This window comes from Ruegeria sp. CH5, assembly GCF_056537025.1.
The window spans coordinates 36,336-61,245 of sequence record NZ_JBQFQT010000007.1 but is presented as its reverse complement, the minus strand read 5'-3'; the positions used below and the strand labels follow the sequence as shown (position 1 = coordinate 61,245).

Genomic DNA, 24,910 nt, shown 5'->3' with positions numbered 1-24,910 from the left:
ATCGCAACGGTTTTCGTGCCTTTTGCAACAATTCTGTCGGGCGACCGGTCAAAAGTTTCAGAATCAGCCCGAGGACGGCGGATTTCTCACATTGAACCGGTGCGTGTTCAACCCGGCGTGAAGACCCTGTTGCACAGGAGGCCCAACGCGCATCTTGTGAGGCAGATGAAGCATTCGAACCCGGACGACAAGATGACCGAAACCACCCAGGTGCCGCGCAGTGGGCTGGCGCGACATATTCCCTTGCTTGTGATCCTGATGGTTGCCGCTGTCGGATTCTTTGCGCTGGGCGACTACCTGACCTTTGAAACCCTACGCGACAATCGCGAGGCGCTGTTGGCCTGGCGCGATGCCAATTACTGGTCGTTGGCGGGCGTTTTCATCCTGGTTTACGTCCTGATCGTCACCTTTTCTTTGCCCGGTGCGGCCGTGGCCTCGATGACGGGCGGGTTCCTGTTCGGGCTGTTCGCGGGCACCGTGTTCAACGTATTTGCCGCAACCGTGGGGGCCTCGGCGATCTTTCTGGCGGCCCGTTGGGGGTTGGGTGAGACGTTGACGGCGCGGCTGGAGGCTTCGGAAGGCACCGTCAAGCGAATCAAGGACGGGTTGCGCGAGAACGAGATTCCGGTGCTGTTCCTGATGCGGCTGGTGCCGGTGGTGCCGTTCTTCGTCGCCAATCTGGTGCCGGCGCTGGTGGGGGTGAAGTTCCGGAACTTTCTGCTGACCACGGCGCTGGGCATCATTCCGGGCGGCATTGTCTATACTTGGATCGGCGTCGGTCTGGGCGGTGTGTTCGACCGGGGCGAGACGCCGGACCTGTCGCTGCTGACCGAGCCCTTCGTGATCGGCCCGATCCTGGGGCTGTGCGCGCTGGCGGCTCTGCCGATTCTCCTCAAACTCATTCGCGGCCGAAGGGGCCTTTGATCCATGCAAGAACTTAAGACCGACATCCTGGTGATCGGGGCCGGGTCGGGTGGCCTGTCGGTGGCTGCCGGGGCCAGCCAGATGGGTGCCGACGTGATCCTGCTGGAAGGGCACAAGATGGGGGGCGACTGTCTGAATTATGGCTGCGTCCCGTCCAAGGCGCTGCTGGCCAGTGCCAAGCTGGCCCATGCGCAGAGCCATGCCGAGCCGTTCGGCGTTGCCGACCACGCGCCACAGGTGGACTATGCCGCCGCAAAGGACCATGTGCGGGACGTGATCGCTCAGATCGAGCCCATGGACAGCCAGGAACGGTTCGAAGGGTTCGGCGTGCGCGTCATTCGCGACTGGGGGACTTTTCTGTCGCCCACGCAGGTGCAGGCCGGCGATTTCGTCATCACCCCCCGCCGCGTGGTGATCGCCACGGGCTCGTCGCCGCTGGTGCCGCCTATCCCGGGGCTGGATGGCGTGCCGTTTGAGACCAACGAGACCATCTTCGACCTGCGCGTCAAGCCCGACCACCTGCTGATCATTGGCGGGGGGCCCATCGGCATGGAGATAGCGCAGGCGCATGTGCGACTGGGCTGCAAGGTAACGGTGATCGAAGGCGCGCGGGCGCTGGGCAAGGATGACCCCGAGGCGGCCGCAGTGGTATTGGAGGCTCTGCGCGCCGAAGGGGTCGAGATTCTGGAACACGCGATGGTGGCCCGGGTGCGCGGGAAGGCCGGAGCGGTCGAGGTCGTCACCGAGGATGGCGCGGTCCATGCAGGCTCGCACCTGCTGCTGGCGGTGGGGCGCAAGGCCAACACCGACCGCCTGAACCTGCAGGCTGCCGGGATCGACCGGACGCACACGGGCATCAAGGTGGATGACAGCCTGCGCACCACCAACCGGCGGGTCTATGCGATTGGCGACGTCGCGGGCGGGATGCAGTTCACCCATGTGGCTGGGTATCATGCCGGGGTCATCATCCGTTCGGCCCTGTTCGGGCTGCCGTCCAAGGCCAAGACGGCGCATATCCCCTGGGCAACCTATACCGACCCCGAACTGGCCCAGGTCGGCCTGACCGAGGCGCAGGCGCGCGACCGCCACGGCGACAAGGTCGAGATCGCCCGGTTCGACTATGCCCACAACGATCGCGCCGTGGCTGAACGCAAAACGACCGGGTTCATCAAGGTCATGGTCGTCAAGGGGCGACCGGTGGGGGCCACAATCGTGGGGCATCAGGCCGGCGAACTGATCAACTTGTGGTCTCTGGCGCTGGCCAATAACCTGAAGATGAGCCAGATCGCGGCGATGGTGTCGCCCTATCCCACGATCGGAGAGCTTAACAAACGGGTGGCGGGCGCCTATTTCTCGCCAAGACTGTTTGAGAATCAGATGGTTGAACGAGTGGTCAGGCTGGTCCAGCGCTGGATCCCCTGATCGGGAAAGGAGCGCCACTTGAACTCGCTGTCGGGTCGTTTCCTGATCTTGACGACGGTCTTCGTGATGTTGGCCGAGGTGCTGATCTTCGTGCCGTCGATCGCGCGCTTCCGCGAGGATTTCCTTCTGAACCGGCTGGAACGCGCCCAGATCGCCTCGTTGGCGCTGCTGGCCGACGACATGCTGGCAGACGAACTTGAGGCCGAGCTTCTGGCCAATGCCGGGGTCTACAACGTGGTGCTGCGCCGGGACGAGGTGCGCCAGCTGATGCTGTCTTCCCCTATCCCAGACCAGGTCGCCAGGACCTATGATTTGCGAGGCGCCGGGCCTTGGGTTCTCATTCGGGACGCGATGATCCGTTTCTTCACGCCCGAGAACCAGGTCATTCGCGTCATCGGGCAGCCTGTGCGGGATGCGGGTTTGCTTATCGAGGTTACCATGGACAGCGCGCCCTTGCGTATGGCGATGATCGATTATGGCCTGCGCATCCTCGGTCTGTCCTTTGTCATCTCGATCATCACCGCGTTTTTTCTGTTTCTCGCGGTGCGGGTGGTTCTGGTTCGCCCGATCAAAAGCGTGGTGGGCTACATGCAGCGCTACGCCCGGGCACCCGAAGATGCGCGCGGCATCATTTCTCCCCAATCCAAGGTGACCGAACTGCGCGAGGCTGAAGAAGCCCTGCAGATGCTGCAGACCGACCTGACCCAGGCCCTGAAACAGCGCGAGAGGCTGGCACAACTGGGTGGCGCGGTGGCCAAGGTCAGCCACGATCTGCGCAACATCCTGACCTCGGCCCAGCTGTTCACTGACCGGATCGAAGCCAGCGACGACCCGTTGGTCCGACGGATGGCGCCCAAGCTGGTCAACTCGATCACCCGGGCGGTGTCCCTGTGCGAAAGTACGCTGGCCTTCGGGCGGGCCGAAGAGCCCGCGCCCACCCTGACCATGGTGCGGTTGCGCGATATCGCTGCCGACGTAGCGTCCAGCGAGGCTCTGGCCGTAGACGGCGGTTGTATCGAAATTGCCAACGACGTTCCCGAAGATCTGGTTGTTCGGGCCGATCCGGAACAGATGTTCCGGGTCATCATGAACCTTGTGCGCAACGCACGCCAAGCACTTATTACATCCGGCCAACCAGGAAAAATCACGATCTCGGCCTCCGAAGATCAAGACGCATGGGTCATCGAGGTTCGGGATACCGGCCCCGGTTTGCCGCCGCGAGCGCAGGAGAATCTGTTCACGCCGTTTCAGGGTGGTGTGCGCAAAGGTGGCTCGGGCCTGGGTCTGGCGATTTCGCAGGAGCTGGTGCGCGGCCACGGGGGAGAATTGGTGCTGACCAGCACCGGCCCGGAGGGCACGGTCTTTGAAATAAGGCTCCCACGGGGGGAGATGGGTTTTTGAATTATTTTTGAAGAATCGGGTTGCACGTCCCGAACGCCGGGTCTAAATACCGCTTCACCAACGCGGACCGATAGCTCAGCTGGATAGAGTACTTGACTACGAATCAAGGGGTCGGGGGTTCGAATCCTCCTCGGTCCGCCATTTGGTACTGAAAACATTGACGAAATTCCGATCAACGTTTTCCTGCCCCTGATCTGCCACTAAATTCGAAACGCTTGCCGGTTTACCCCTGCGATGCCGAGTGAGTCCGAATGTCGTACCCCACCCCCCGGCCTCACCCGGACGCCGCACGGTTTTGTTTATACCCCACGCATACCAAGCGCGGGGTATCTGGACTTTTTGACTGATAGGTCAGGTGAGATATGGCCACTCCCGCGCGGCTACAAACTCGTTACGCCGAGAGTACATCAGCTGCTTGGCCATTTGGCGCACTTAGCACGAAAGACCGCTTTGAAGTCCACGCAGACACCCGATCCATTCCGATGATTATCCGCAATGCGGGACAATACTGTCACTCGCCTGTTGAGGGTGGATGACTACAGGGCAGCCCGAAGCGGACCTTCGCAACCAAGCTTTGCTAACTCCGAAATACACAACGAAACGGCCAGTTGCAGAGGTTGTATCGGCGGTGGCAACCAACCATTCATGTCGTCGACTAACCTGTTCAACGTCGCACTACAACTTCTCCGAACTGATCCCACGAGGACCTAATCTTCGAAGCGTTCATTTGGCTCGACCACATTTACTTGCTTCGGAACTTGGTCGGTGTCATTCCGGTCTGACCTCGGAAAAAGCGAGTGAAATGGGACTTGTCAGAATAGCCGAGCATCAGTCCGATCTCTGCAATTGTCATCTGGTTTTGTTTGAGGTGCTCCTTGGCGACATCGATACGCAGCCGTTTGATTTCGCGCGGTAGCGTTGTGCCTTGTTTTTGAAGCGCTTTCAGAAACCGTTCCGGTTGTATTCCCAGCATTCCAGCCACCATCTCTGGTCCCAAATCGGTTTCATCCAGTTTGTCGCGTAAGACAGATCGCAAAGCTGCCACCACGGTTACTTCTTCATCTTGTCGAAGTGATGCTATGGGCTTGGCAGAACCCTCAGAGACGTGGTGCAAAAACAACCATTCCACAGGAAAACTAATTTGCATTCCGGGATCAGTCCCAAGGCCAACCTCGATCCCTTTGTAGTCGATAGGCAGCCCATTGATGTATCTGCTTTCCCATCGCACACGGGAAGAGTCCCAGGACTCTCCGACGACGGTCTGCAATAGGCGTACATAGATTGCGGCACCAAAACCGGTCACCTGAATGGGTGGGACGGTTGGTTCCTGTTGCCTCTCGATACGATAAGTCGCTTTGTCTGCTTCAATGACAAGGCTGTGCCGCACAGAATTGGACTCCTGCGGCACGAGCTCAACAAAGCGGGTAAAAAACTCGAACAGCGTTTTTGTAGATTGCAAGGCTTGAGCGAAGGGCGGCCATCCTTGTAGGTCAAACGCTTCCCCTACATTCAGTCCTAGGTATCGATCCCCTGATACTTCTGAGAAAGCATTTACCAAGCCGTAAACCAGCTCGGAGTGAACGAACACGGATGGGTTAGTCAACAGTTCGGCTTTCAAGCCGACCTGATCCAATGCTGGTTGCGGATTGATCTTACGTTCGGTGAGATATTGCAGAAAGGGAGCGGCTAAAGAGAGGCGAACAAAGCCCTCGCTATGCTCTCGGGAGGTGGAGTTGAAAGGCAAGCTCATAACCCTTGTTGGATTAGCTTTAAGAAGTGGCCATTTTTGCAGTCACATTCGTACATCCTAATTCAAAAGGGGCAACCGAGCCAATGAATTCCAGACTATAGTTGGCAAAACATGAATATGAAGGGAGTACTTATGTCCGGCTTACGAATGTCTCTTTGCTCGACGGCAATTGTCGCGGCAGTTCTTTCTTTTTCGGCGACCGCGCAGGCTCAGGATCAAGAAGAACCCCAAACGCTGTTTACCAACGTGCATGTCTTCGACGGTGTGAATGAACAGCGGATCGAAAATGCAAGCGTTCTGGTTGAGGGCAACCTTATCAAGGTCGTCTCAACTGATGCGATCGATGCCCCCAATGCGGAGGTGATCGATGGCGGCGGTAGGACACTCACACCGGGCTTCATTGAGCTTCACGCACACCTCATGCTCATGGGACCGTCTATCGCTTCCATGGAAACGAACTCGACCTGGGAGGATTTTGGCATCCATGGAACCAGGATGGCCGAGATGTACCTGATGCAAGGATTTACGACTGTAAGAGATGCTGGCGGCGCCAACGGCGGTCTGCGGAGGGCCATCGACGCCGGACAGATCGTCGGTCCACGTCACTATGCGTCAGGCGCGTTCCTCGGGACACGCGGCGGCCACGCTGACTTCGCATCCTTCACCTCGCCGCCGGGCGGACAGACCAACTTCGGTAATCTGAACATGGCGCAACAAGTCAGCGGTGTCGATGATGTCTACCTGTATGGTCGTAATAACATGCGCATGGGGGCGACACAGCTGAAATTCATGCAGTCGGGTGGGGTGATCTCGGCGTTTGACCCATGGCAGTTGCTCGCCGGCTCCAAGGAAGAAATCGAAGCTGCCGTTCAGGTTGCCAACGAATACGGCACCTATGTCATGGCGCATTCTTACCGCAAGGAAGCAATCATGAACGCCCTTGAGGCCGGTGTAATGTCCATTGAACACGGCTTCTCCTTCGATTGCGAGATTGCCGAGATTATGAACGAGAAAGGGGCTTACATAACGACTAACCTCACGGCTTTTGATCCGGGTTTGTTGGATATCCCATCGGTCAAGAACGAGCCCAAGAGCCTCGCGAAAGCGATATCGGCGTCCGCGACTTTCGCGAACTACATTCCGAATATGAAGGAATGCCCGGTAAAACGCGGCTTTCAGACCGATTGCGTGGGATCAGTGGAAGCATGCAACATCCAGATTGCTTATGAAAAACATCTCAATAACGAGTTCTTCGGACCGTACCAGTCGATGGTGACACTTACGTCAATCGGCGGTGAGGTCGTAGCTTTGTCAGGCGATTTTTCGAACCCTTACACGGCTGGCAAGCTCGGTGTGATCGAGGAAGGCGCCTATGCGGATATCCTGCTGATCGACGGTAATCCGCTCGAAGATTTCTCGGTGGTTGGTACGGGTGATCAATGGTTTGGGGCCGACCCGAGGCCTGAAAGCCCAGAAACAATCCGCCTGATCATGAAGGACGGTGTGATCTACAAAAACACACTGGATTGACCAGATAAGGCAGCCGGAGAGCATTCATGCGAAATTGGTTTTGCTCCGTAGTATTCGCAGGGTTGGTTTTGTGCGGTTATGATGCTGCGGCGACGCCTGGAACCGCGTTGGACTGGGCAGACCTGCTAGATCCGTCTGCGCAGGTCTTTGATGACCCCTATCGTGATCTCAGCCCTGAACAGTTCGACGATGTTCTTTTCGTTGTGCGTATACGCGGCAGGTTGCAGCAGGAGGTTGGCAGCGCCGAAGAACGGCAGAAATGGCAATTGCTTTTAGCAGAGACCGAAGACGCCTTGGTGTCAGACGGAATTGACGTCGACTGGTTACTCGATCAGCGCGAGGTTGTGACTGAACGTCGAAGAAAGGCTGGAACGAGCGGAAACCCGCAATTCGACGGCCGAACAATCACACTCGCGGGCTTTGCCATTCCTGCTCCGAGCGATCCGGACGGCCGGCCTGTGGCGTATTTGGTGCCAGAAAGAGGGATGTGCAGCCACATGCCTCCACCTCCGCCTAACCAGATGATCCGTGTGCGGTTGAACGGGGACTGGGCGCCTAGCTATTTCCACGAACCCGTTCGGCTGACAGGCACGCTGACTATCGATCCTTCCGTTCATAATATGATGGTTGTGGATGGCCTCATGCCTATGAATGCGACTTTCCAGCTAGAGGCGGAACGTGTCGAAACTCTGGAAACCGAGGCAGACAGGTTGGAATGGAAGCAGCGTGCTGCTGATCGCATCCGCGCGGCAGGAAATCGCAAGACCGGTGGGGCACAGGCGTCAAAATGATAAGACTTCTGGTTGCCGCATTGAGCATTGCATTTGCTGGCGCAGCGTCGGCTCAGGGACTATCCGGGCCATCTTCAGTCGAAGCCGATCTTGCGCCCGGAGACGGGCTCACCGATCCGCAATATCGTTCCGATTTTCCACGCAACATCGCACCGGGTTGGTTTCAGTGGAAAGACCGACTGGCTGAGGGTGGTTTTCGGTTCAACATTGACTACCTGGCATTGGGCCAAACCACGGATGCTGATCTGGGAACCGGCGAAGCAGCCAGCGGAATTGCGCGGTTCTACGGCAGTTGGCAGGCAACTGAACGGGGGTCTCTGACATTCAAGATCGAAGACAGGCACAGTTATACTGACGTTGCTCCGCAATTTCTCGGGCTGGATGGCGGAGCCCTTTCAATCACGGGAACAGCCTTCAATGACAACGGTTTGCTTCTGACCAATTTGTTCTGGACCCAAAGGGCTGAGAATGGGTCGTGGGCGCTGCAAGTCGGCCAGATTGATGTAACGGACTTTGTGGATATCTACGGGTTGGTAAGCCCCTACAGTGGTTTTCAAAACCTGTCTTTCAATACCAACCCGACAATCAACACGCCCAACCAAGGCCTTGGTATTGCCGGTGGGGTAAAGCTGAGCGAGAACCTCTACGCCGTTGCCAGCGTATCAGACGCAAACGCCGACCCGTCCGATCCAAACTTTGATGTGTTTAGCGACGGCAATCTCTTCAAGTCGCTCGAACTTGGGTACACGTCCGGCTTTGATCGCATCTACTTCGACAATATCCATCTGACCCTCTGGCATGCGGATGCGGCTGACGATGGCAGTCGAGCAGAAGATTACGGCGCAGCGTTTTCCGCCGCATGGTTTGTTGACAATAAATGGATGCCGTTCTTCCGTGCAGGGGCCTCGAAGGGAACCGCAGCGCTTTATGAACGGTCGATTTCTGCCGGTCTCGGTTACTATGGTCGCAACACCGATTTGGCCGGTCTGGGCCTAAACTGGGCCGAAGCAAGAGGCATAGATGGCGATCAGTTCACGCTTGAAGCTTTCTACCGCTTTTCAATCTCACCCGGACTGCAGATCACGCCATCGGTACAATTCATTTCCGACCCGCTTCTAAATCCCGATCAGGACCGGATTACCCTGTTCGGTCTAAGAACCCGGATCGTTTTCTAATGCGGGGTGAAGGCAGTCACTAAGGGGTGTGCCAAAGGGCAACTAAGAGAGATCAAGCGCGTGCCGGAATTTTCAACGCCGGTCGAATGAAGTTGGGAAGCAAAGGAACAATCTATGAAGATTGCATACGGAATTCTTGCAGCCTTAGCAGTTGTGTTTTTCATCCTTGGAGGCAGCGATGCCCATGCCAAAGACAACAAGGGTAAAAAGCCGAACAAGGGGGGCAAGAACGGTGATGTCAGCATTCAGATAGAAGACAAACCCGGCAAAGGCCCAAAAGCTGTACCACCTGGACAGATCAAGCGCTACACGCGCGGTGCCAAGCTCCCATCTGACCTGGAGTTCGAGGATATTGGGGACCTTTCCAAATGGAAGCTTGGGGAGCCGGGCAAAGGAAACCGCTACATTCTGGTCGATGACGAAGTCCTCGAAGTTACGAATGACCTGTCTACCGTGGTCGATGCCGTCGGCATCGTCGGTGATCTTCTAAATTAGGCGAAAGTACGATGTTTCAGGGCAAGAACTACCTCGTTTGCCCTGACGCTGGCCGGGGCGATCATTTGTGAACCCCGGCCCAAGTTCAAAACCCGGATCCGAGGCGCTACGATGATAAAGGCCCTTCTTGTTCTTTTTGCGCTTGCTACCTTTTCGTCAGCACGCGCCCTACTCGCTCAGGAAAACGGTGCAACTGAAGTCCCGCAAACAATACGCTTTGAGGGCTATGTATAGCCCAGTCGCGAAGCAGAACTGTCGCCTTTGGTGGACAATGTGGTCAACCGGACTTTGCAAAGTCTGCTTTCTGCGCAATGCTACAATTGGGGCATCGAGCAGCATCGGTCAAAGTGGGCTCGATGCAGAAGTTCGCCTAAGTTTTGCTAGCGACCGCAATACAGCACAAAGCGGACAACGATTTAGCTTCCATCTTCAAGAGTTCGTTTGGATCAACTGCACCGCCAAATATTACAAGTATTTTAGTGTCATGGCGTCAGTTTTGTTATAAAATAACACATCCCATGAGCGGCGTAGCAGTAATCGTCATCAGCCATGAAATTTGCATCGCAAGAACACGAAAGCCTGTTTCACGAACGAGGCGAGCCCTACCGAATGGGTAGCCCCGGAGCGCGGACTTGCGGCGCGCGACTGAAAACAGGGGCCGCTTGCCCCAACCCCGCAATCAAGGAAAGCAAGCAGGGCCGGTGTCTTAGCCACTGTGGACCCCATGCCGCGCGTGCCTATCGTGAGCGCCAGAAACGCCGGTTTGAAACCGGCAGAGTGTCCTCCGCAGAGTGGAACCGGGCCGAAGCGCGCCGCGCGGCGAACCGGCTGGGGGGTCAGTGGAAGAAAAACCCGTGGTTGCCGGGCAGCACAATTGACCTGGGCGAACACGAGTGCGCGTTTCGTGACGTGCTGGGCGACTTGATTGTAGAGGCCTTGCCCCCAGCGGTCACGGATTGGCTTCGGTGGCGGTACCGGCGAACACAGATCGACCGGCAGAACGACGCAGCTTGGCAAAAGGCGCTGTTGGAGGATTTGCCTCGGCGCGTCGCTAAGGCCGGGCCACGTCCGGCTGATGGCTGCGGACGTGACTCAAAGCCGAGTGCGACGCCCCGGACGTGGAAAGTGAACTATGGGCAGGATAACCCATATTCAAAGCGCGCCATGCCAGACAAACCCAAGGCCCCTAAAGCCCAGCGCGGCAAAGGCAACGGACGCCGTGGCCGTCCCCGGACGCAGCTTGCCGGTGAGGACGAACTATCAGTTCTGGCGCAGGTCTACCGGGAGAACGCTGTGCTACTGGAACCGGTAATGGCGGGAGTCACGGATGAGGCGAAGCAACTGGCGGTGCTACGGACTCTGCGGGACTATCTGGCCCGCCCTACGGACGCAGAGGCGTGCAAACGCTGGCTGGCAGTGGTAGAACCTAACGCGGTGTGTCAGCGGCGCTCTGTGCGCCGCTGATCGTTGTTTGTGCGGGTCAGCTTCACTTGACGCCCATTTGTTTAAGCGCCGCGTCGAACCGCGCTTGGCCGTTGCAGGCAATCCAATAGCTGCACAGGCTTAGCGGGTCGCCTGTCGCAAAGGTCTCAGGAACGCCCGGGACGTAAATGGGTAGGTTTACGGCGTCCTCAATCAATGAGTACCGGGGCTTCGGCCCTTGATGCACCGACTGCCATTGGCGCCAGACCTTCGGCTGCATATCGAAGTGGGGACGGGCCAACGATCCGAATGTGTCTAGGGCAATGCGTTCTTCTTCGAGTTCCGTTGGCGGCAGAGGCGAAATTGCAGCGCCGCCAATCGCCAACACGAGTTGGTCTTTAGGCACCAGTACATATTTCAGCAGCCAGCCTTTCGGATCACGCGGAGCAGAGCGACGGAATGCAATCGCCGCGCTGAAAGCGGTTGTGTGTACGCTTTCCTTGATGATCCGCAACCGGGCGGTGCGGTCCGGGTGCTTCAAAAAGTATGCTTCATCGTCGTGCCGGTTTTGCCCCGGAAAGAGGTCGTGCGAGGTCGCTGTATCAATCGCCATTTCGACGGCAGTTTCGTAAGTGCGGGGTGCCGCTGTGTTGGACATGCTCTGTCCTTTCTATTCAAATCGTCTTCATCACAGACCGGGCGTTGCCTGTATGCTGCGCTAGTTGCGCAAGATGTGTTTTCCACCCAGTGCGGGACAGCGGCCCCCGCATGCTTATCGCTGTGAATATCGCTCTGACTGTTCGCGTTGCATGCAGTCAGATTGAGTAACCGTTGCGTCTCTTAACCCTCGCAATGCGCCCCGTTCAAAGGCAATAAATCGAACTCATTTCCACGGTCCGGCAGAGGTGTTGTTTGGTTCACCGTGCATGAGGGATTTCTTCGACGACGGTCTGTCCGCCTTAAGTAAAACTCTGTGGTGGTGGGGCGCTTTTTTAAAGCGCGCCCCACTACCCCGTGCAGTTTTACGGACCAATCCACAACCCCTCACGGTTCAACTGTGGGACTGTAGAAGCGTCCTGTCTGAACAGTCAAAGTGGGGTTTCTCACGCTCATTGAGCGGACCCCTCGACCTCATTTCGAACGGCTGCCGGTTCGCCTGCGGCAACGCAGTTTACAGCACGCCCTGCGCGCGGATCGTGTTCTGAAACTACCCGCAGTCCGCCGTCGGCAATCCAGCTTTCCAGCATGTCCGAAACCGCGCTGTAGGCCCGCGCCTGATCCGGGTTTCGGTCCGCTGCTTTGATGCCGCGCGTACCTACATCCATGCTCAGCGTGTCTGCGATCAGGTAGCCCGCCCAAGACGGCGACCGCTTGTCGGCCCGCGGCTTGGACGCAGCGGATTGAATGGCAGCTTGAACGAGGTGAAGGTCGCTAGGTGTCCCCACGGTTGGGCCAGGCGGCGTCCAATCCTCGACAACTGCAACCGTGTCCCCTGCCGGATACTCGGGTGTGCCGTTGTGCAACTTCACCGAGACCAGTCGCCGCCAGCGCGCTTTCGCAGCGGGCGCGAGGTTGGCCTTACCGTTCTCTACGCGGACGTATTGGTGGCGTTCATCGTCGGTAATACCAAACTGACGGGCTTCTTTGTCTGTCATGCGGACCAACTGGCGAACAACGCGCGCGCCGTCTACGATGGCGGATGCGCCGCGCGCCGCGCTTGCCCCCGCCGCACCCATGTCCGCGCCCGCTGCTTTGCCGACGTGGTGAACCAGAACAATTGCCGCGCCGGTACGGTCCGCGATCTGGCGTAGCGCCCCCATCAGCGTATTGGCTGAGTTATTGTCGTTCTCAGGCAGATTGTGAATAGCGCCCAAAGGGTCCAAAACCAGCACGCCTACCTTCGCGTCCAGCATCACGCGCACAAGAGCGTCTACCATACCCGGTACCCCTTCTGGCCCATCACGGCGCATCCGTGCCAAACACAGGTGCAAATCACGTCCAGACGTCATGAACAGCCGTCCGCCAATGTCTGCGTCCGTAATCCCGTAGTGCGCTTGAGCCGCTGCCAAACGGCGCAACTGTTCGTCCTGGGGGTCTTCGGCGTTGTGCAGCCAGACGTTTGACGGGCGGGTTGGTTCGTCACCGCTGAACAACGTCTTTCCTGTCGACATTGCGAGCGCTTCCGCTTTTATCAGCGCGCTTTTGCCTGTACCACCGGGCGCGACCAATACGGACACGAAGCCTTCGATAACACTGCGCCCGTACAGCCAACGACGAGGCGGGATTTGTCCCGGCGCAGGGGCCTTTACAGGCGTCAGCGAGAACGCAGCCAAGGCCCGTGCCATCGCGCTACCTATAGCGACCTGTGCCGAAAGAGCGTCCACGTCCGCCGAGTTGACCGGGCTGGCACCGAAAACGGCTTGTGCGTCAGCATGGGCCACACGTTCGCCCAGCGCTGGGTCCAATCGTCCGGCAAAGCCGCGCAGCCATGTCCAGCCAGTGCGTGTATCACGGATCGTGTCGTAAAGCTGAGCGTCATGCACGGTGTCGCCGCCCCAAGCCCAGCGCGCAGACCATTCAAGAAACAGGGCGCGCCCTTCGGCTTCAAAGCCGGTTCCTTCCACTGCGCCGCGCACTGCGTGCGCTACGGATACTTGTTCGTCCCGGCCAATGCGGTCTGTGTTTGGCAAACCTTCCATCAGCATCTTGAACGGCTCCAAGAAAGCTACTTTGTCCGGTGCCGCGTCTGCGCTGGGCGGCGCGCCTGCGGACGTGGACACACCTTTGCGTCCAGGCAAACCAAGCCGGTTAGCAATCCCAACAAGAGTGTTTCGGAGTTCTTCGGGGGTGGGTGCCAGTACGTGCATCATGCGGCAAGTTCCTGTTTGTTGTCGAATTGCGCCACCGGTAGTGCAAGGCACAGCTTGGCCCCCCGTTGACGCTTTCGTTCTGTCGGAATGTTCAAGGTGTAGGGCAACCGCACAATGCGGGCTGGGTCCGCAACTGGGTCCGAACCCAACGCGGCAAGCGCCTCAGCCAACGGACCGGCTGACGACGATTGCAGAGCGCCGTCCCGTTGTTCTTGTACGCGAAACCAAACTTGGAAGCCGTTTCCGCTGTGGACTACCAATGAAGGGGTCAGTGCGTCCAACGCTGCAATTGTTAGTGTCCAGTCCGGGTCCACGTCCGGGGCGTCTTTCATGTCCAAATCCGCGACCAAATGGCGGCGGCAAGCAACGTCCTGCGCCTTGGCCCGGCGGTGTTGACCGGCCATGTGTTCTTTGCGCGAACAGACGCCCAGGTAGAGATTGCGCAAACCAAACTGGGCCTTGATGAAATCGTGCAGAGCGGCTTGGCCTGCTGCTCCGTCCAACTTTTCACAGAATGCGACAACACTGCCGTCTGTGCCGATTGCGCAGAGTTCGATCACGTCGCCGGACGTGAACAACGACGCAACCGCATCAAGCGCGCGCTGCGCAATGCCGCATTCAGTTAGTGCATCGCGCGTCGCTGTAAGTGCGTCGTCAAATGTGAGAGACCCGAACGCGAAGTGCGCGGCCAGCCCTTCGGCGGTGTTATTGTTACAATCCAGAATGTATTTCTCCTTCGCCAAAGCCAAGACGTCCATAGCTTCTTCTGGTGAAGGTGATCGTTGCCCGCTAGTTGCGGGTTTGGTGGTATTTGTGCTCATGGAAAACTTGCCTTTCGCCCCGTTGCCGCGCTTGCTTGTGGCGCGGGGTTCTTCTTTTTGGGCTTCAAATTATGCAGCGAGCCGAGCGGCTTTTTGTCCTTCAATCCAGTCGGTCAACTCCGATTGACTCCAACGAGACGCTCGACCAATTTTTATCGGCTTGGGAAATTCGCCATTGTTCATCATCTCGTAGATTTTGGTTCTCTTGAACCCAACGATTTTGACGACTTCTGGATAAGCCAGCAACCGTTCGCCTGACGTAGCCCGCTCTTGGCAGCTGTTCTGCTCAGGGGTGTTCTGCATTCTCGCCTCCATAGAAACTGATCGAGTAAGAACTAGGAAGGTACTTGGCGTACTGCCACGAAAAAGTATGCTAATTGTCTGAAAATAATCTGTTTTCTGACTGCTCTGTCAAAGTTGGAGGCGTTGTTTGTCTGTTGTGTCAGGCGCGGGACGAATGACCGTGCAATTTCGGGTCAAAAAAATGTCGCCTTCCTGAGCACTTCGAATCAGCAAAGGCAAAGTTTAGGCTCGATCCCTGAAAGGAATGACGCGGGTGTTGTCGTGTTCTTTGCCGTCAATGAAGTCTTGCCATGCAAGCATTAGGCCCCGGCGACGCTCAACAGCTTGTTCGCGCCGATAGGCTCTTTCCACGTCGTTCAGTTGGTGGGCCAAGGCTTCTTCGGCCAACTCACGGGGAAATTCAGTGTCGTTCGCGGCCCAATCTTTGAACGCGCTTCGGAACCCGTGCGGGACGTACTGACCCAAGTTCATGCGCCGCATCACGGCACGAATGGTCATGTCGGACATTGGCCTGCCCGGTTTAGCGCCTTCAAACACATAGTCGTCTGATTTGATTTCAACGTTTCGCAGCGCTTTAACTTCCGAAAGGATCGCCAGTGCTCTAGGGCAGAGAGGAACTACGTGCTTTCTCCGGGCCTTCATGCGCTCCGCCGGAATGGCCCAGAGTGCGTTTTCCTCGTCAATTTCACTCCAAAGTGCCAATCGCACTTCGCCAGAGCGCGATGCCGTGAGGATTAGAAACTCTAACGCGAGTGCACCCACCGACTTGCTTGCTCGTAGCTGTTGGGCGAACGATGGGACGTCTTTTCTTGGCATTGCCGGGCGGTGCCCCCCGGTCAGTTTCCGGGGCGCGGACAAAGTGGCGTTGAACAGTTCCCAGCGGGCAGGGTTATCCTGATGGTAAGCCCCGTTTTGGATTGCGTGGTAGAACAAGGCCTCAAGCCGTGCCCGCAAGCGAGTGGCCGAAACATGCAGCGCGTCCCACATCGGTTCGTTTCTTTCCGTGCCGTCGGCCTGCTTGACGGGCATAGGCTGTGTCAGAACTTGCCAAATGTCTTGCCGGGTAATCTCGACCAAAGGTTTGTCTGCGAGGGGCGCCGCGTACTTACGAAGTGACATGCCCCATTGGGCAACGTGCTTGGGGTTGGAGAACCCTTTTGTTTTCCAGGGCAAAAACACATCGACGTAATCGGAGAACGTCACGGTTGCGGCTTCGGCCTCTATTGCCGCGACGCGCATTGCAGCGGCTTGGTTTTCAGCCTCGGCAATTGGATCAAGTCCGCTTGCCAGCAAGTCGCGCGCGGCTGTGGCCTTCTGGCGCGCTTGTGCAAGCGTCGTTGAGGGAAACCCGCCGAAGCCCATTTCCCGCTGCTTTTGTCCTTTCAGCGTAAAGCGGAACACCCAACGCTTTGTCCCGTTGGCCGTGCAGCGCAAAGACAAACCGCCCCCATCATTGAGGGCGGTGCCAGGCGCGGCGTTTTCAACTTGTTTGACTGTCAGTCGGTGCATTCCCCGCGCCATGTCTGTTCTCCCGCTTAAATGCTGATTGCAGCGCGATACTCGGCAACGACGTCCGTGGACACTCCTGCCGCTGCCGCCGCTTTTTGATCATCAAAGCCAAGGTCGTTGACCAATGTGCAGAGCAAGTCTGCAAGGTTGCGCCAACTTTCTGGCATGCCGAAATAGATTGTGTCGGGCAGGGTTGGCAGGAGCTCCATTGCCTGTGCCAACAACGGTTGCTCTGCTGTGACTTCATTTGTGAGGGCGGAATTGCCTGCGCGTTCGATAGTTTGCACGTCTTTTCTTTCTACTAATCCGGGGCAATGGGTGCGGCCCCTAATCGCGCCCCTTGTGTGCCCCTAAAAATCAGGGGCAGTCAACGGAATTCGGCGGACGTCAGCGGACGTGACGCCCACTTCCGTCGAAAAATTGCTGATAAGAATATAAAAAATGAACACCAGCGGACGTCAGCGAAAAGCCAATGGCGGCTCCTCGGTCCGCCACTGGTAACTCTCAAAAAACAGTGTTTTCGTCAGTTTGGCCCATGTGGTGAAACCGAGGTGTTTTGTCTCAAGACAACTTCGAGGCAACCGCGCTGGGTTTAGTGGGTTGTTTCACCTCATTCCATATGGTCCGCCTTCCTGTAGTTCGCTGAATGCCGCCCAAACCTCGTGACAAGCATGTTCGAACGCCACATCATCTTTTGGGATGCTGGCCTTGAAATTGGGGTAGGACATGTGGTTGCCCAAGTTCATCAGCACGGTCACTAGGTGGTTGCGCGGTATGAACGCCCGGTAACGGTAATCGCCGCCCGGTGTTTCGATTACCTGACCGTCCATGCCATAGTCGCGCAGCAATTCGGCGTCCTGTGCGCGGCGAAACCGCAGGCAGACGCGGGATCCCATGTGCGGCCCGCTGGTGTTGCCGTCCTCATCCTTGGCAACGGCTGAGAAAAAGCCCGAACCCTCGGGCGTCGAGAATGCTACCCACATCTGCAGGTCCTCCTATTTTTGGGAAAGGGCGCGCTGTCTATCAGAAAAAATTTAGGGTCGTCAAATCGAGGGGGCTTGCGCGCTCGGTTGCTTGGCCTGAAGGCGCAAACCGAGGCCTCAAAATCCGGCAGTGGATACGTGGTGGTTGGAGGCTATTCGTACCCATCCAGTTTTGCCGTGATCGCCTCCTGTTGCGGCGATCTTTCTGAAAGCGGTGGCTGACATCATTGAGCTGCTGTGCTGAACAGACGCTCATACCGATGGTTCCTTTGTGGGGCGGTTCGGGCCATTTGTACTTGCCGGCCGCGTTGGCGGCTTCGTCCGCAGAGCGGCCATTGGCGGATGATGCGGCGAAGGGTTGCTTCGCCGCAGGGCTTTTATTTGGGCGGCCACAGAGTTTCACTACTGCGGTGAACTGGTGGTTGGACGAGCCGAGGGGCAGGGAAGGGTTGGCTGGCTCAGTATCCGGTGCCTACCCTATGCCCACAGCCAGACTTACTCCAACTTGACCCAAGCCGCGTTTCTGGACGAGCTTTGCACACAAGCGGCTACAAATTTGACCCCGTCTAGCCCGTCATGCACGGTTGGGTAAACAACGGACGCCTCAGGTGAAATCCCATTTCGGAAAGCCTGGATCGCCTCAGCAACCTCTCCGTAAATATTGGCGAACCCTTCAAGATATCCCTCGGGATGGCCCGGAGGAACTCTGCTCAAGCGATTGGCAGCGTCACCAGCTCCAGCGCCATTGCGGGTGATCAGACGCTTTGGTTCGTTGTAGGGCGTGAACCAGAGATAGTTCGGGTCTTCCTGAGCCCACTCCAGCCCACCTTTTTCGCCGTAGACCCGCAACCGAAGTGCGTTTTCGTTGCCGGGAGCCACCTGAGAGGACCACAGCATACCCCGTGCTCCGCCTTCGAAGCGAAGCAAGACATGTGCGTTGTCATCGACTTGGCGCCCCGGCACGAAAGCTTGCAGATCCGCCGCAAGGCTTTCCGCCCTCAGCCCGGTCACAAAACAAGCGAGGTTGTAGGCATGGGTTCCGATGTCACCGGTTGATCCGCCCGCGCCGGAGCGTTCGGGATCGGTTCGCCACTCCGCCTGTTTGAAATCCTGCTGCTCGGTCAGCCAGTCCTGCGGGTATTCAACCTGGACGACGCGGATTTTGCCAATATCGCCGTTGGCAACCATTTCACGCGCCTGCCGAACCATTGGGTAGCCCGTGTAGTTGTGGGTCAGTATGAACAGGGCATTCGCGCTTTCCGCCGCTTTGACAAGTTTTTTTGCATCGGCAAGGGTCGAGGTGAGTGGCTTGTCACAAATGACGTGAATCCCGCGTTTCAGGAATTCACGCGCGGCGGCATAGTGGACGTGATTTGGCGTGACGATTGAGACCGCCTCGATCCCGGATTTGAGCCGGGCTTCCCGGATCGCCATTTGTTTGAAGTCTTCATAGACCCGTTCGAGACCCAATGCCCGGCCGCTTTCAATGGATTTTTCGGGCGTCGAAGACAAAGCGCCGGCAACCAGTTCGAACCTGTCATCCAATCGCGCCGCTATGCGATGAACGCCGCCTATGAAGGCGTCATTTCCGCCGCCGACCATGCCAAGCCGAATGCGACCCGAGGCTTCTTCACTGCGTCCTGTAACCATTATTCGATCCCCAGCATTTTGCGATTGGCGGCTTCGTCAGTGCCACCGTCCGCGAAATCATCAAAGGCTTTCTCGGTCACACGGATGATGTGATCCGACACAAACTGAGCGCCCTCACGCGCTCCATCCTCGGGGTGTTTGAGACAGCATTCCCATTCGACCACAGCCCAGCCATCAAAGTCGTTCGCCGCCATTTTTGAGAACACTGCCCCGAAATCCACCTGGCCATCACCAAGCGACCGGAACCGGCCGGCACGATCCACCCAGCTTTGGTATCCTGAATAAACCCCTTGCCGCCCGGTCGGGTTGAACTCGGCATCTTTGACATGGAACATCCGGATCCGATCCTTGTAGATGTCGATATTGTCCAGATAGTCGAGGCATTGCAGTACGTAGTGCGACGGGTCGTACAACATGCAAGCCCTTGGATGATTACCTGTCCGTTCGAGGAACATCTCGTAGGTCACGCCGTCGTGGAGGTCCTCTCCGGGGTGAATTTCGTAGCAGACATCGACGCCGCATTCTTCGGCGTGGTCGAGGATTGGCACCCAACGGCGGGCGAGTTCATCAAATGCCGTTTCGATCAAGCCGGCAGGGCGCTGCGGCCAGGGATAGACGTAGGGCCACGCCAACGCGCCCGAGAATGTCGCATGCGCCGAAATGCCCAGGTTCTTCGAAGCGGATAATGCTTTTTTGACCTGGTCTACGGCCCATTCTTGCCGGGCTTTCGGGTTTCCTCTGACGCTCTCGGCGGCAAAGCCATCAAAGGCGCTGTCATAGGCTGGGTGAACAGCCACAAGCTGACCCTGAAGGTGCGTTGACAGTTCAGTGACTTCGACGCCATTTTCCCTGGCTTTGCCTTTGAAGTCATCGCAGTAACCGGTGCTGGACGCGGCCTGTTCAAGGTCGAACAACCGGCCATCCCAACTGGGAACCTGGACGCCCTTGTATCCACAGTCAGCCGCCCATTTGGTAATCGCGTCCCACGAATTGAACGGTGCTTCGTCCCCTGCGAATTGTGCAAGAAATAATGCTGGACCTTTGATCGTTTTCATAAGTTTCCTCCCCAAAACCTAAGCCGCTATGGCGGTAAATTTTCCCTCAGATAGATGTCGATACGGATACGTTCCTGCGCTTTGTTGAATGGGACTTTGTCTGAAGTCGCACGCAGAAGACGGACGGCTGAACGAACAATGTGCCCGGTGTCTTGCGAGATCAGAGCGTCAAACGTGCCAAGCCTCAGAGCCTCTCGACTAAGCGGAGTCAGCTCATGCGCTATGATCACCAAATCCTTGCTGAGCTTGTTTTCCGAAAGGAACTGAATAAGGCCGGCATTGCCCGCTGCTGACGAGTATATTCCGACCAGATCCGGATAGGTTTCGAAGATCTCGGGCATCATCTTGTAAATCAGATCCGGGTCATCCCGGCCCTCAACAGACGCCACGACCTCGAGATGCGGAAACTCCTCGGCCACAACAAGATCAAAGCCCTGGCGACGCTCTAGGTGGTCACGTGCCAAACGAGAGCCAGTCAGAACCAAGACCTTGCCTTCCCGATGCACGAAACGCCCCATCAATTGACCGGCGGTTCGTCCTGCGGAAACGTTGTCAATTCCTACAAAGTGGTCTCGCTCGGAACTCGGCAGGTCAGACACCAAGGCAACCACCGGAACCCCTTTGTCCTTGAGCCGTCTCACGGCATCGCGAACAGAAGGCGTTTCGGGTCCGAAAACGGCAACTCCATCAACATCCAAACTATCGACAGCATCCAGAATGTTGACGATATCCTGCGGTTCAAACGGAGCGACCCTTTTGATCGTAATGCGTGTCCGCTCGATAAACTGGTCACGGGATTGCTCTGCGATCTGGTTGCTGATCGCTTCCACAAATTCATTGTCGGTGTCCGGCAAAACAAAAAGGAAATTGTAAACCCGGTTTCGTGCGAGGTTGGCCGCGGCGGTGTCGCGCACATACCCCAGTTCATCAATTGCCTTTTGTACTTTCTGAACGGTTACTGCGCGCACGCCGGGGCGCCTGTTCAAGACCCGGTCCACAGTCGCAAGACTGACGCCCGCAACCCGCGCGATGTCATTGACGGTTGGCTTCTTCACCAATTCTAGTTTTTGTTTTTGGTCTGCCACGTGTTCTTCAGCCCTCAAGCTCCCGAGCCAAGCCCTCGAATAACAAGGCAACGGCCTCAGCGCCGGGATCGTTATGTCCAACTAGGTTTTCTTCGGGAACATAGGCTGCTCGGCCCGCCTTCGCACGGCGAATTTTGGCTGTATTGTTTGCACCTTCGCGGGCGGCATGTGCGGCATGGGTCAACCCCGATGGGAGAGCGGCAAGCGCGGGTGCCAAGGCGTCAATCATAGTTCTGTCGCCGACCTTGGCGCCTCCGACTTGGCTGACGCGTTTCAGGCCTTCTTCCAGGGATTTGGCTACGGTTGCCCCATTGGCACATGCATCACCAGCTGCGTTAAAGAAAATTGCAAGTATCACACCGGAGGAGCCACCCATAGTCTGGCTCAATTCATTGCCCAACGCCGGAAACAGCTGAGTCAAATCAGCGAGCGGCATGCGGTCCAGGCTGCCTTGCAGCGCTCTTGCGGCCGTCGCCAATGTGCTTCCTGTATCGCCATCACCGGATTTCGCGTCCAGTTCGTTCAGGTTCTTCTCAGCGTTGATGAGGAGTTCAGACACGCGCGAGATCGTTTCCCTTGTGGTGGGATTGTTCGAAGGAATTGGATCGATCGGCGTCAGGCCGTCAGGCAATGGTGCCACTTTGATCGGGTCGATGGAATTGACCCTGGGCCACGCGGCCAGATCAACAGGTGCTTCAAGAGCTGACAAATCGGCCTGATCCACGGGGAGAATGGAAACAGAAAACCCGTGCATATCCAGCGATGTCATCATGGGGGCCGGGCCGATGATATGGTGGGCTATACCGGTCTCGGACAAGGCGTGTGTTAGGACAGCCATTTCCAGCGGAGTCGTGGAGCCGAGGTTGTTGACCAACGCCACACATTCCCCAGCCCCAAGCCGTTGCCTCAGTTTCTCCACCACTGTGGACATGGCCGAGACGGCATTTGAGAACTCGACTTGCTGCACACCCGGCTCGCCATGGATGCCCAAGCCAAGTTCCGCCTTGCCGGGTGCGATCCTGTCTTCTTTCGGAGATCCCGGAACGGTACAGGTGTCCAGGCTCATACCGATGCTGACAACTTTTTCGATGGTGCTACTGGCTGCTTTGGCAACGGTGTCCAGGTCAGCACCGTTTTCCGCAAGCGCTCCGGCGATTTTGTGCACGAACAACGTGCCTGCCACGCCACGTGGTTGCGGCAGGTCGGGCAGGGCGATGTCGTCGTCGACGACCACCATCTCAACCTTGCGACCCAATGCACGGGCGCGTTCAGCGGCCAGCCCAAAGTTCAGCCGGTCACCGGTATAATTCTTGACGATCAGCAAGCACCCAGCCTCACCCGTGACTGCAAGAATGCCCGCCAGAACCGCCTCGACAGACGGGGACGCAAACACTTCGCCGCAGACTGCGGCCGTCAGCATACCGGCGCCAACAAAGCCCGCATGGGCGGGTTCGTGACCTGACCCTCCACCGGACACCAACGCCACCTTCGACTTGTCCCAATCCGACCTGTAGACAACTTTGATATGCGGGTAGCCGTCCAGCCGGGTAAGCCTCCCTCCAGAGGAGGCCAGTAGTCCGTCTATGGCATCTGTTACCAGAGTTTCTTTTGTGTTGAGGAACTGGGCCATGCTTTGCTCCTTAATTCACCCGCGCGCCGGACGCGTCAAAATACAATGGGTTGTGGGGGCGGATTTTTATAATTTTTCCAGATGGATAGTCCTGGTGGACATCTATCAACGTCACGACCGGGTGACCGTTTAGGTCCAGGTGCAGTCGTGTTTGATCGCCCAGATGCTCGGCGCGTATCACGCGCGCCTCACTGCCTTCACCTTCAATGATGTTTTCCGGGCGAAGACCAATCTGCGGACCTTTATGGTCGCCTCCGAACAACTCGGACGGAAGGATGTTAATCCGTGGCAGACCCAACCTGCTGGCCACGTAAACGCTGCCGGGATTTTCGTAGATATCGCGAGGGGTACCGTACTGAACCAGCCTGCCGTTTTCCAAAACGCCGATATGCGTGGCCATTGTCATGGCTTCCACCTGATCATGGGTCACATAAAGCAAGGTTGATCCCAGGTCGGCCTGAATTCTTTTCAGTTCAACCCGCAAATCCGCCCGAAGCTTGGCGTCCAAAGAGCTGAGCGGTTCGTCCATCAGGAAGATCTGGGGGTCGCGCACCAGCGCCCGCCCTATCGACACACGCTGCATTTCGCCGCCGGACAATTCGGTGGCTTTGTTGTCCAGCTTGTGCGGGATCTGCAATATCTCCGAGACTTCTTTGACCTTCCTCGCGATCTCATCCTCTGGCGTCTTCAGGATCGGCGACCGCAGAGGGAAAGACAGGTTTTCACGCACCGTCATATGCGGGTACAGCGAGTATTGCTGGAAGACCATCGCCACGTCGCGCTGGGCGGGTGTATCCATCCCTACATCGCGTCCGGCAATGCGAACTGTGCCTGAATCCAGTTTCTCAAGCCCGGATATCAGTCTCAGCGTTGTAGTTTTTCCCGCGCCCGTTGGACCCAACAACACCACAAAGGCGCCGTTGGGGATCGTCATTGAGATATCATCCACCGCTTTGATGTCGCCGAATGACTTCGAAATGTTTTCCAGAACGACTTCAGCCATTGCTCAGTACCTCGTCGTTCAGTGCGGACCTCAACGCGCGTCCGGTAGATTTTTCGAAAAGGGTCACTGCAGACGAGCGGAATTCCAATCCGACCGTCTCGCCGGGATTGACGGTTTCGCGTGCATCAATCCGGGCTTTCAACTCTCCGTTCGGGCTTTGCAGCGTCACGATCTGGGTGGTTCCAAGATATTCTGCGGCCAGGACCTTGGCTCGGTAGGCGCTGGCATCCGACAGAAAAACATGCTCGGGTCGAACGCCGAAAACCAAGTCACCTTCCGCACCTTCCATCAGTTTGGGCACGGCTTCGTCATGGCCATTCAGCCGTACCATTTCCAAGCCAGGCGCGACCTTTCCTTGAAACGACAGGAAGTTCATCGAAGGAGACCCGATAAAATCCGCAACGAACATTGTGGCCGGTTTGTCGTAGATTTCCTGAGGCGTGCCGAATTGCTCGATCACAGCGTTGTTCATCACAACGATCTTGTCGCCCATTTGCATGGCTTCCAGTTGGTCATGTGTGACATAAACAGTGGTTGCGCCCATGCGATCGTGGAGCGCGCGCAATTCTTCGGCCATGTGCTCACGAAACTCGGCATCCAAAGCGCCAAGAGGTTCGTCCATCATGAACGCCTTGGGTTCGCGAACAATTGCGCGCCCCAGCGCCACGCGTTGCCTGTCGCCACCTGAAAGACCGCCTACCGGGCTATCGAGGATGTCCTTGATCCCTAGTATTCCCGCGACTTCCTCTACTTTGGCTTTGACAGCAGCGCGCGGCATGCCCTGCGAAATAAGCGGATAGCTGATGTTCTTGCGCACGTTCATGTGGGGATACAGCGCGAACATCTGGAACACGAAGGCAATGTCCCGCTCTGATGGCGGCCGCTGGCTGATCTCTTCGCCGTCCAGATAGATTTCGCCCGACGTAGGAAGCTCCAATCCCGCGATCATCCGCAGCGTCGTCGTTTTCCCGCAACCGGAGGGGCCCAGCAGCATGAAAAACTCGCCGTCTTCAATCGTGAACGAACTTTCGCGGACAGCTGTGAAATCGCCGAACATCTTCTTTACGTTTTTGACTACGATCTGGGCCATT

At 57.2% G+C, this 24,910-nt stretch carries 21 protein-coding genes and 1 tRNA gene; 8 read left to right on the top strand and 14 right to left on the bottom strand.

Translation table 11 applies throughout. The features are described from left to right. Positions 1–165 precede the first annotated feature (165 nt). From ACR0JC_RS17945 to ACR0JC_RS17930, 4 genes are all read left to right on the top strand, one after another. Positions 166–924: a TVP38/TMEM64 family protein gene (locus tag ACR0JC_RS17945; protein WP_254430832.1), complete on the top strand. Its 759-nt coding sequence runs from the start codon at positions 166–168 to the stop codon at positions 922–924. A gap of 3 nt (positions 925–927) precedes the next feature. After that, positions 928–2,346 carry a dihydrolipoyl dehydrogenase family protein gene (locus tag ACR0JC_RS17940; protein ID WP_170343483.1) on the top strand — a complete coding sequence of 473 codons (1,419 nt, stop codon included), beginning with the start codon at positions 928–930 and terminating at the stop codon, positions 2,344–2,346. 18 nt (positions 2,347–2,364) lie between these two features. Next, on the top strand, positions 2,365–3,747 hold the full coding sequence (locus tag ACR0JC_RS17935; RefSeq protein ID WP_254430833.1) for a sensor histidine kinase: 1,383 nt from the start codon (positions 2,365–2,367) through the stop codon (positions 3,745–3,747). Between the two features lie 64 nt (positions 3,748–3,811). After that, a tRNA-Arg gene (locus tag ACR0JC_RS17930) sits at positions 3,812–3,888 on the top strand. Between the two features lie 601 nt (positions 3,889–4,489). Here ACR0JC_RS17930 and ACR0JC_RS17925 read toward each other — a convergent pair. Then, the gene (locus ACR0JC_RS17925) at positions 4,490–5,497 is read right to left on the bottom strand and encodes a helix-turn-helix domain-containing protein (protein ID WP_170343484.1); all 1,008 of its coding nucleotides are present in this window, start codon (positions 5,495–5,497) and stop codon (positions 4,490–4,492) included. A 117-nt stretch (positions 5,498–5,614) separates the two neighbouring features. Between ACR0JC_RS17925 and ACR0JC_RS17920 the strand changes: the two genes are divergently transcribed. From ACR0JC_RS17920 to ACR0JC_RS17905, 4 genes are all read left to right on the top strand, one after another. Beyond that, positions 5,615–7,027: an amidohydrolase family protein gene (locus ACR0JC_RS17920; RefSeq protein WP_254429908.1), complete on the top strand. Its 1,413-nt coding sequence runs from the start codon at positions 5,615–5,617 to the stop codon at positions 7,025–7,027. 26 nt (positions 7,028–7,053) lie between these two features. After that, positions 7,054–7,818: a DUF3299 domain-containing protein gene (locus tag ACR0JC_RS17915; RefSeq protein WP_170343485.1), complete on the top strand. Its 765-nt coding sequence runs from the start codon at positions 7,054–7,056 to the stop codon at positions 7,816–7,818. After that, positions 7,815–8,993, top strand: coding sequence for a carbohydrate porin (locus tag ACR0JC_RS17910; protein ID WP_170337128.1), 1,179 nt, complete (start codon positions 7,815–7,817; stop codon positions 8,991–8,993). Before ACR0JC_RS17915 ends, ACR0JC_RS17910 begins: the two co-directional genes overlap by 4 nt. Positions 8,994–9,107: 114 nt before the next feature. Beyond that, a complete protein-coding gene (locus ACR0JC_RS17905; protein ID WP_170337130.1) occupies positions 9,108–9,488 on the top strand; it encodes a hypothetical protein in 381 nt (126 codons plus the stop codon). 1,486 nt (positions 9,489–10,974) lie between these two features. Here ACR0JC_RS17905 and ACR0JC_RS17900 read toward each other — a convergent pair. The 13 genes from ACR0JC_RS17900 to ACR0JC_RS17840 form a co-directional block, all read right to left on the bottom strand. Beyond that, positions 10,975–11,568, bottom strand: a complete 594-nt coding sequence (locus ACR0JC_RS17900; protein WP_170343487.1) for a hypothetical protein — start codon at positions 11,566–11,568, stop codon at positions 10,975–10,977. A gap of 451 nt (positions 11,569–12,019) precedes the next feature. Then, the gene (locus ACR0JC_RS17895; protein ID WP_170343488.1) at positions 12,020–13,546 is read right to left on the bottom strand and encodes an AAA family ATPase; all 1,527 of its coding nucleotides are present in this window, start codon (positions 13,544–13,546) and stop codon (positions 12,020–12,022) included. 230 nt (positions 13,547–13,776) lie between these two features. Further along, entirely contained in the window at positions 13,777–14,538 is a 762-nt protein-coding gene (locus ACR0JC_RS17890; RefSeq protein WP_170343489.1) for a hypothetical protein, read from the bottom strand. A gap of 132 nt (positions 14,539–14,670) precedes the next feature. Then, positions 14,671–14,904, bottom strand: coding sequence for a helix-turn-helix transcriptional regulator (locus tag ACR0JC_RS17885; RefSeq protein ID WP_170343490.1), 234 nt, complete (start codon positions 14,902–14,904; stop codon positions 14,671–14,673). A gap of 222 nt (positions 14,905–15,126) precedes the next feature. Further along, positions 15,127–16,425, bottom strand: a complete 1,299-nt coding sequence (locus ACR0JC_RS17880; protein WP_170343491.1) for a tyrosine-type recombinase/integrase — start codon at positions 16,423–16,425, stop codon at positions 15,127–15,129. A 14-nt stretch (positions 16,426–16,439) separates the two neighbouring features. Beyond that, positions 16,440–16,700: a hypothetical protein gene (locus tag ACR0JC_RS17875; RefSeq protein ID WP_170343492.1), complete on the bottom strand. Its 261-nt coding sequence runs from the start codon at positions 16,698–16,700 to the stop codon at positions 16,440–16,442. A 318-nt stretch (positions 16,701–17,018) separates the two neighbouring features. Beyond that, positions 17,019–17,396 carry a hypothetical protein gene (locus ACR0JC_RS17870; protein ID WP_480764004.1) on the bottom strand — a complete coding sequence of 126 codons (378 nt, stop codon included), beginning with the start codon at positions 17,394–17,396 and terminating at the stop codon, positions 17,019–17,021. 495 nt (positions 17,397–17,891) lie between these two features. After that, entirely contained in the window at positions 17,892–19,046 is a 1,155-nt protein-coding gene (locus ACR0JC_RS17865) for a Gfo/Idh/MocA family protein (protein WP_170343494.1), read from the bottom strand. Next, a complete protein-coding gene (locus tag ACR0JC_RS17860; protein ID WP_170343495.1) occupies positions 19,046–20,101 on the bottom strand; it encodes a sugar phosphate isomerase/epimerase family protein in 1,056 nt (351 codons plus the stop codon). The genes ACR0JC_RS17865 and ACR0JC_RS17860 overlap by 1 nt, the downstream gene beginning before the upstream one ends. Before the next feature lie 26 nt (positions 20,102–20,127). Continuing rightward, a complete protein-coding gene (locus ACR0JC_RS17855) occupies positions 20,128–21,186 on the bottom strand; it encodes a LacI family DNA-binding transcriptional regulator (RefSeq protein ID WP_170343496.1) in 1,059 nt (352 codons plus the stop codon). A 7-nt stretch (positions 21,187–21,193) separates the two neighbouring features. Further along, positions 21,194–22,816 (bottom strand): dihydroxyacetone kinase subunit DhaK, encoded by a 1,623-nt coding sequence (locus ACR0JC_RS17850; protein ID WP_170343497.1) that lies wholly within the window; start codon positions 22,814–22,816, stop codon positions 21,194–21,196. 10 nt (positions 22,817–22,826) lie between these two features. Further along, the gene (locus tag ACR0JC_RS17845; RefSeq protein WP_170343498.1) at positions 22,827–23,819 is read right to left on the bottom strand and encodes an ABC transporter ATP-binding protein; all 993 of its coding nucleotides are present in this window, start codon (positions 23,817–23,819) and stop codon (positions 22,827–22,829) included. Beyond that, positions 23,812–24,909, bottom strand: a complete 1,098-nt coding sequence (locus ACR0JC_RS17840) for an ABC transporter ATP-binding protein (protein ID WP_170343499.1) — start codon at positions 24,907–24,909, stop codon at positions 23,812–23,814. The genes ACR0JC_RS17845 and ACR0JC_RS17840 overlap by 8 nt, the downstream gene beginning before the upstream one ends. Position 24,910: the final 1 nt, after the last annotated feature.

Bases quoted from the DNA above. Each gene is read 5' to 3' on its own strand.
- ACR0JC_RS17870 (WP_480764004.1), bottom strand. From the start codon at position 17,396: ATGTGGGTAGCATTCTCGACGCCCGAGGGTTCGGGCTTTTTCTCAGCC.
- ACR0JC_RS17840 (WP_170343499.1), bottom strand. From the start codon at position 24,909: ATGGCCCAGATCGTAGTCAAAAACGTAAAGAAGATGTTCGGCGATTTC.
- ACR0JC_RS17925 (WP_170343484.1), bottom strand. From the start codon at position 5,497: ATGAGCTTGCCTTTCAACTCCACCTCCCGAGAGCATAGCGAGGGCTTT.
- ACR0JC_RS17915 (WP_170343485.1), top strand. From the start codon at position 7,054: ATGCGAAATTGGTTTTGCTCCGTAGTATTCGCAGGGTTGGTTTTGTGC.
- ACR0JC_RS17860 (WP_170343495.1), bottom strand. From the start codon at position 20,101: ATGAAAACGATCAAAGGTCCAGCATTATTTCTTGCACAATTCGCAGGG.
- ACR0JC_RS17945 (WP_254430832.1), top strand. From the start codon at position 166: ATGAAGCATTCGAACCCGGACGACAAGATGACCGAAACCACCCAGGTG.
- ACR0JC_RS17865 (WP_170343494.1), bottom strand. From the start codon at position 19,046: ATGGTTACAGGACGCAGTGAAGAAGCCTCGGGTCGCATTCGGCTTGGC.
- ACR0JC_RS17850 (WP_170343497.1), bottom strand. From the start codon at position 22,816: ATGGCCCAGTTCCTCAACACAAAAGAAACTCTGGTAACAGATGCCATA.
- ACR0JC_RS17845 (WP_170343498.1), bottom strand. From the start codon at position 23,819: ATGGCTGAAGTCGTTCTGGAAAACATTTCGAAGTCATTCGGCGACATC.
- ACR0JC_RS17890 (WP_170343489.1), bottom strand. From the start codon at position 14,538: ATGGACGTCTTGGCTTTGGCGAAGGAGAAATACATTCTGGATTGTAAC.
- ACR0JC_RS17885 (WP_170343490.1), bottom strand. From the start codon at position 14,904: ATGCAGAACACCCCTGAGCAGAACAGCTGCCAAGAGCGGGCTACGTCA.
- ACR0JC_RS17905 (WP_170337130.1), top strand. From the start codon at position 9,108: ATGAAGATTGCATACGGAATTCTTGCAGCCTTAGCAGTTGTGTTTTTC.
- ACR0JC_RS17910 (WP_170337128.1), top strand. From the start codon at position 7,815: ATGATAAGACTTCTGGTTGCCGCATTGAGCATTGCATTTGCTGGCGCA.
- ACR0JC_RS17880 (WP_170343491.1), bottom strand. From the start codon at position 16,425: ATGGCGCGGGGAATGCACCGACTGACAGTCAAACAAGTTGAAAACGCC.
- ACR0JC_RS17940 (WP_170343483.1), top strand. From the start codon at position 928: ATGCAAGAACTTAAGACCGACATCCTGGTGATCGGGGCCGGGTCGGGT.
- ACR0JC_RS17920 (WP_254429908.1), top strand. From the start codon at position 5,615: ATGAAGGGAGTACTTATGTCCGGCTTACGAATGTCTCTTTGCTCGACG.
- ACR0JC_RS17900 (WP_170343487.1), bottom strand. From the start codon at position 11,568: ATGTCCAACACAGCGGCACCCCGCACTTACGAAACTGCCGTCGAAATG.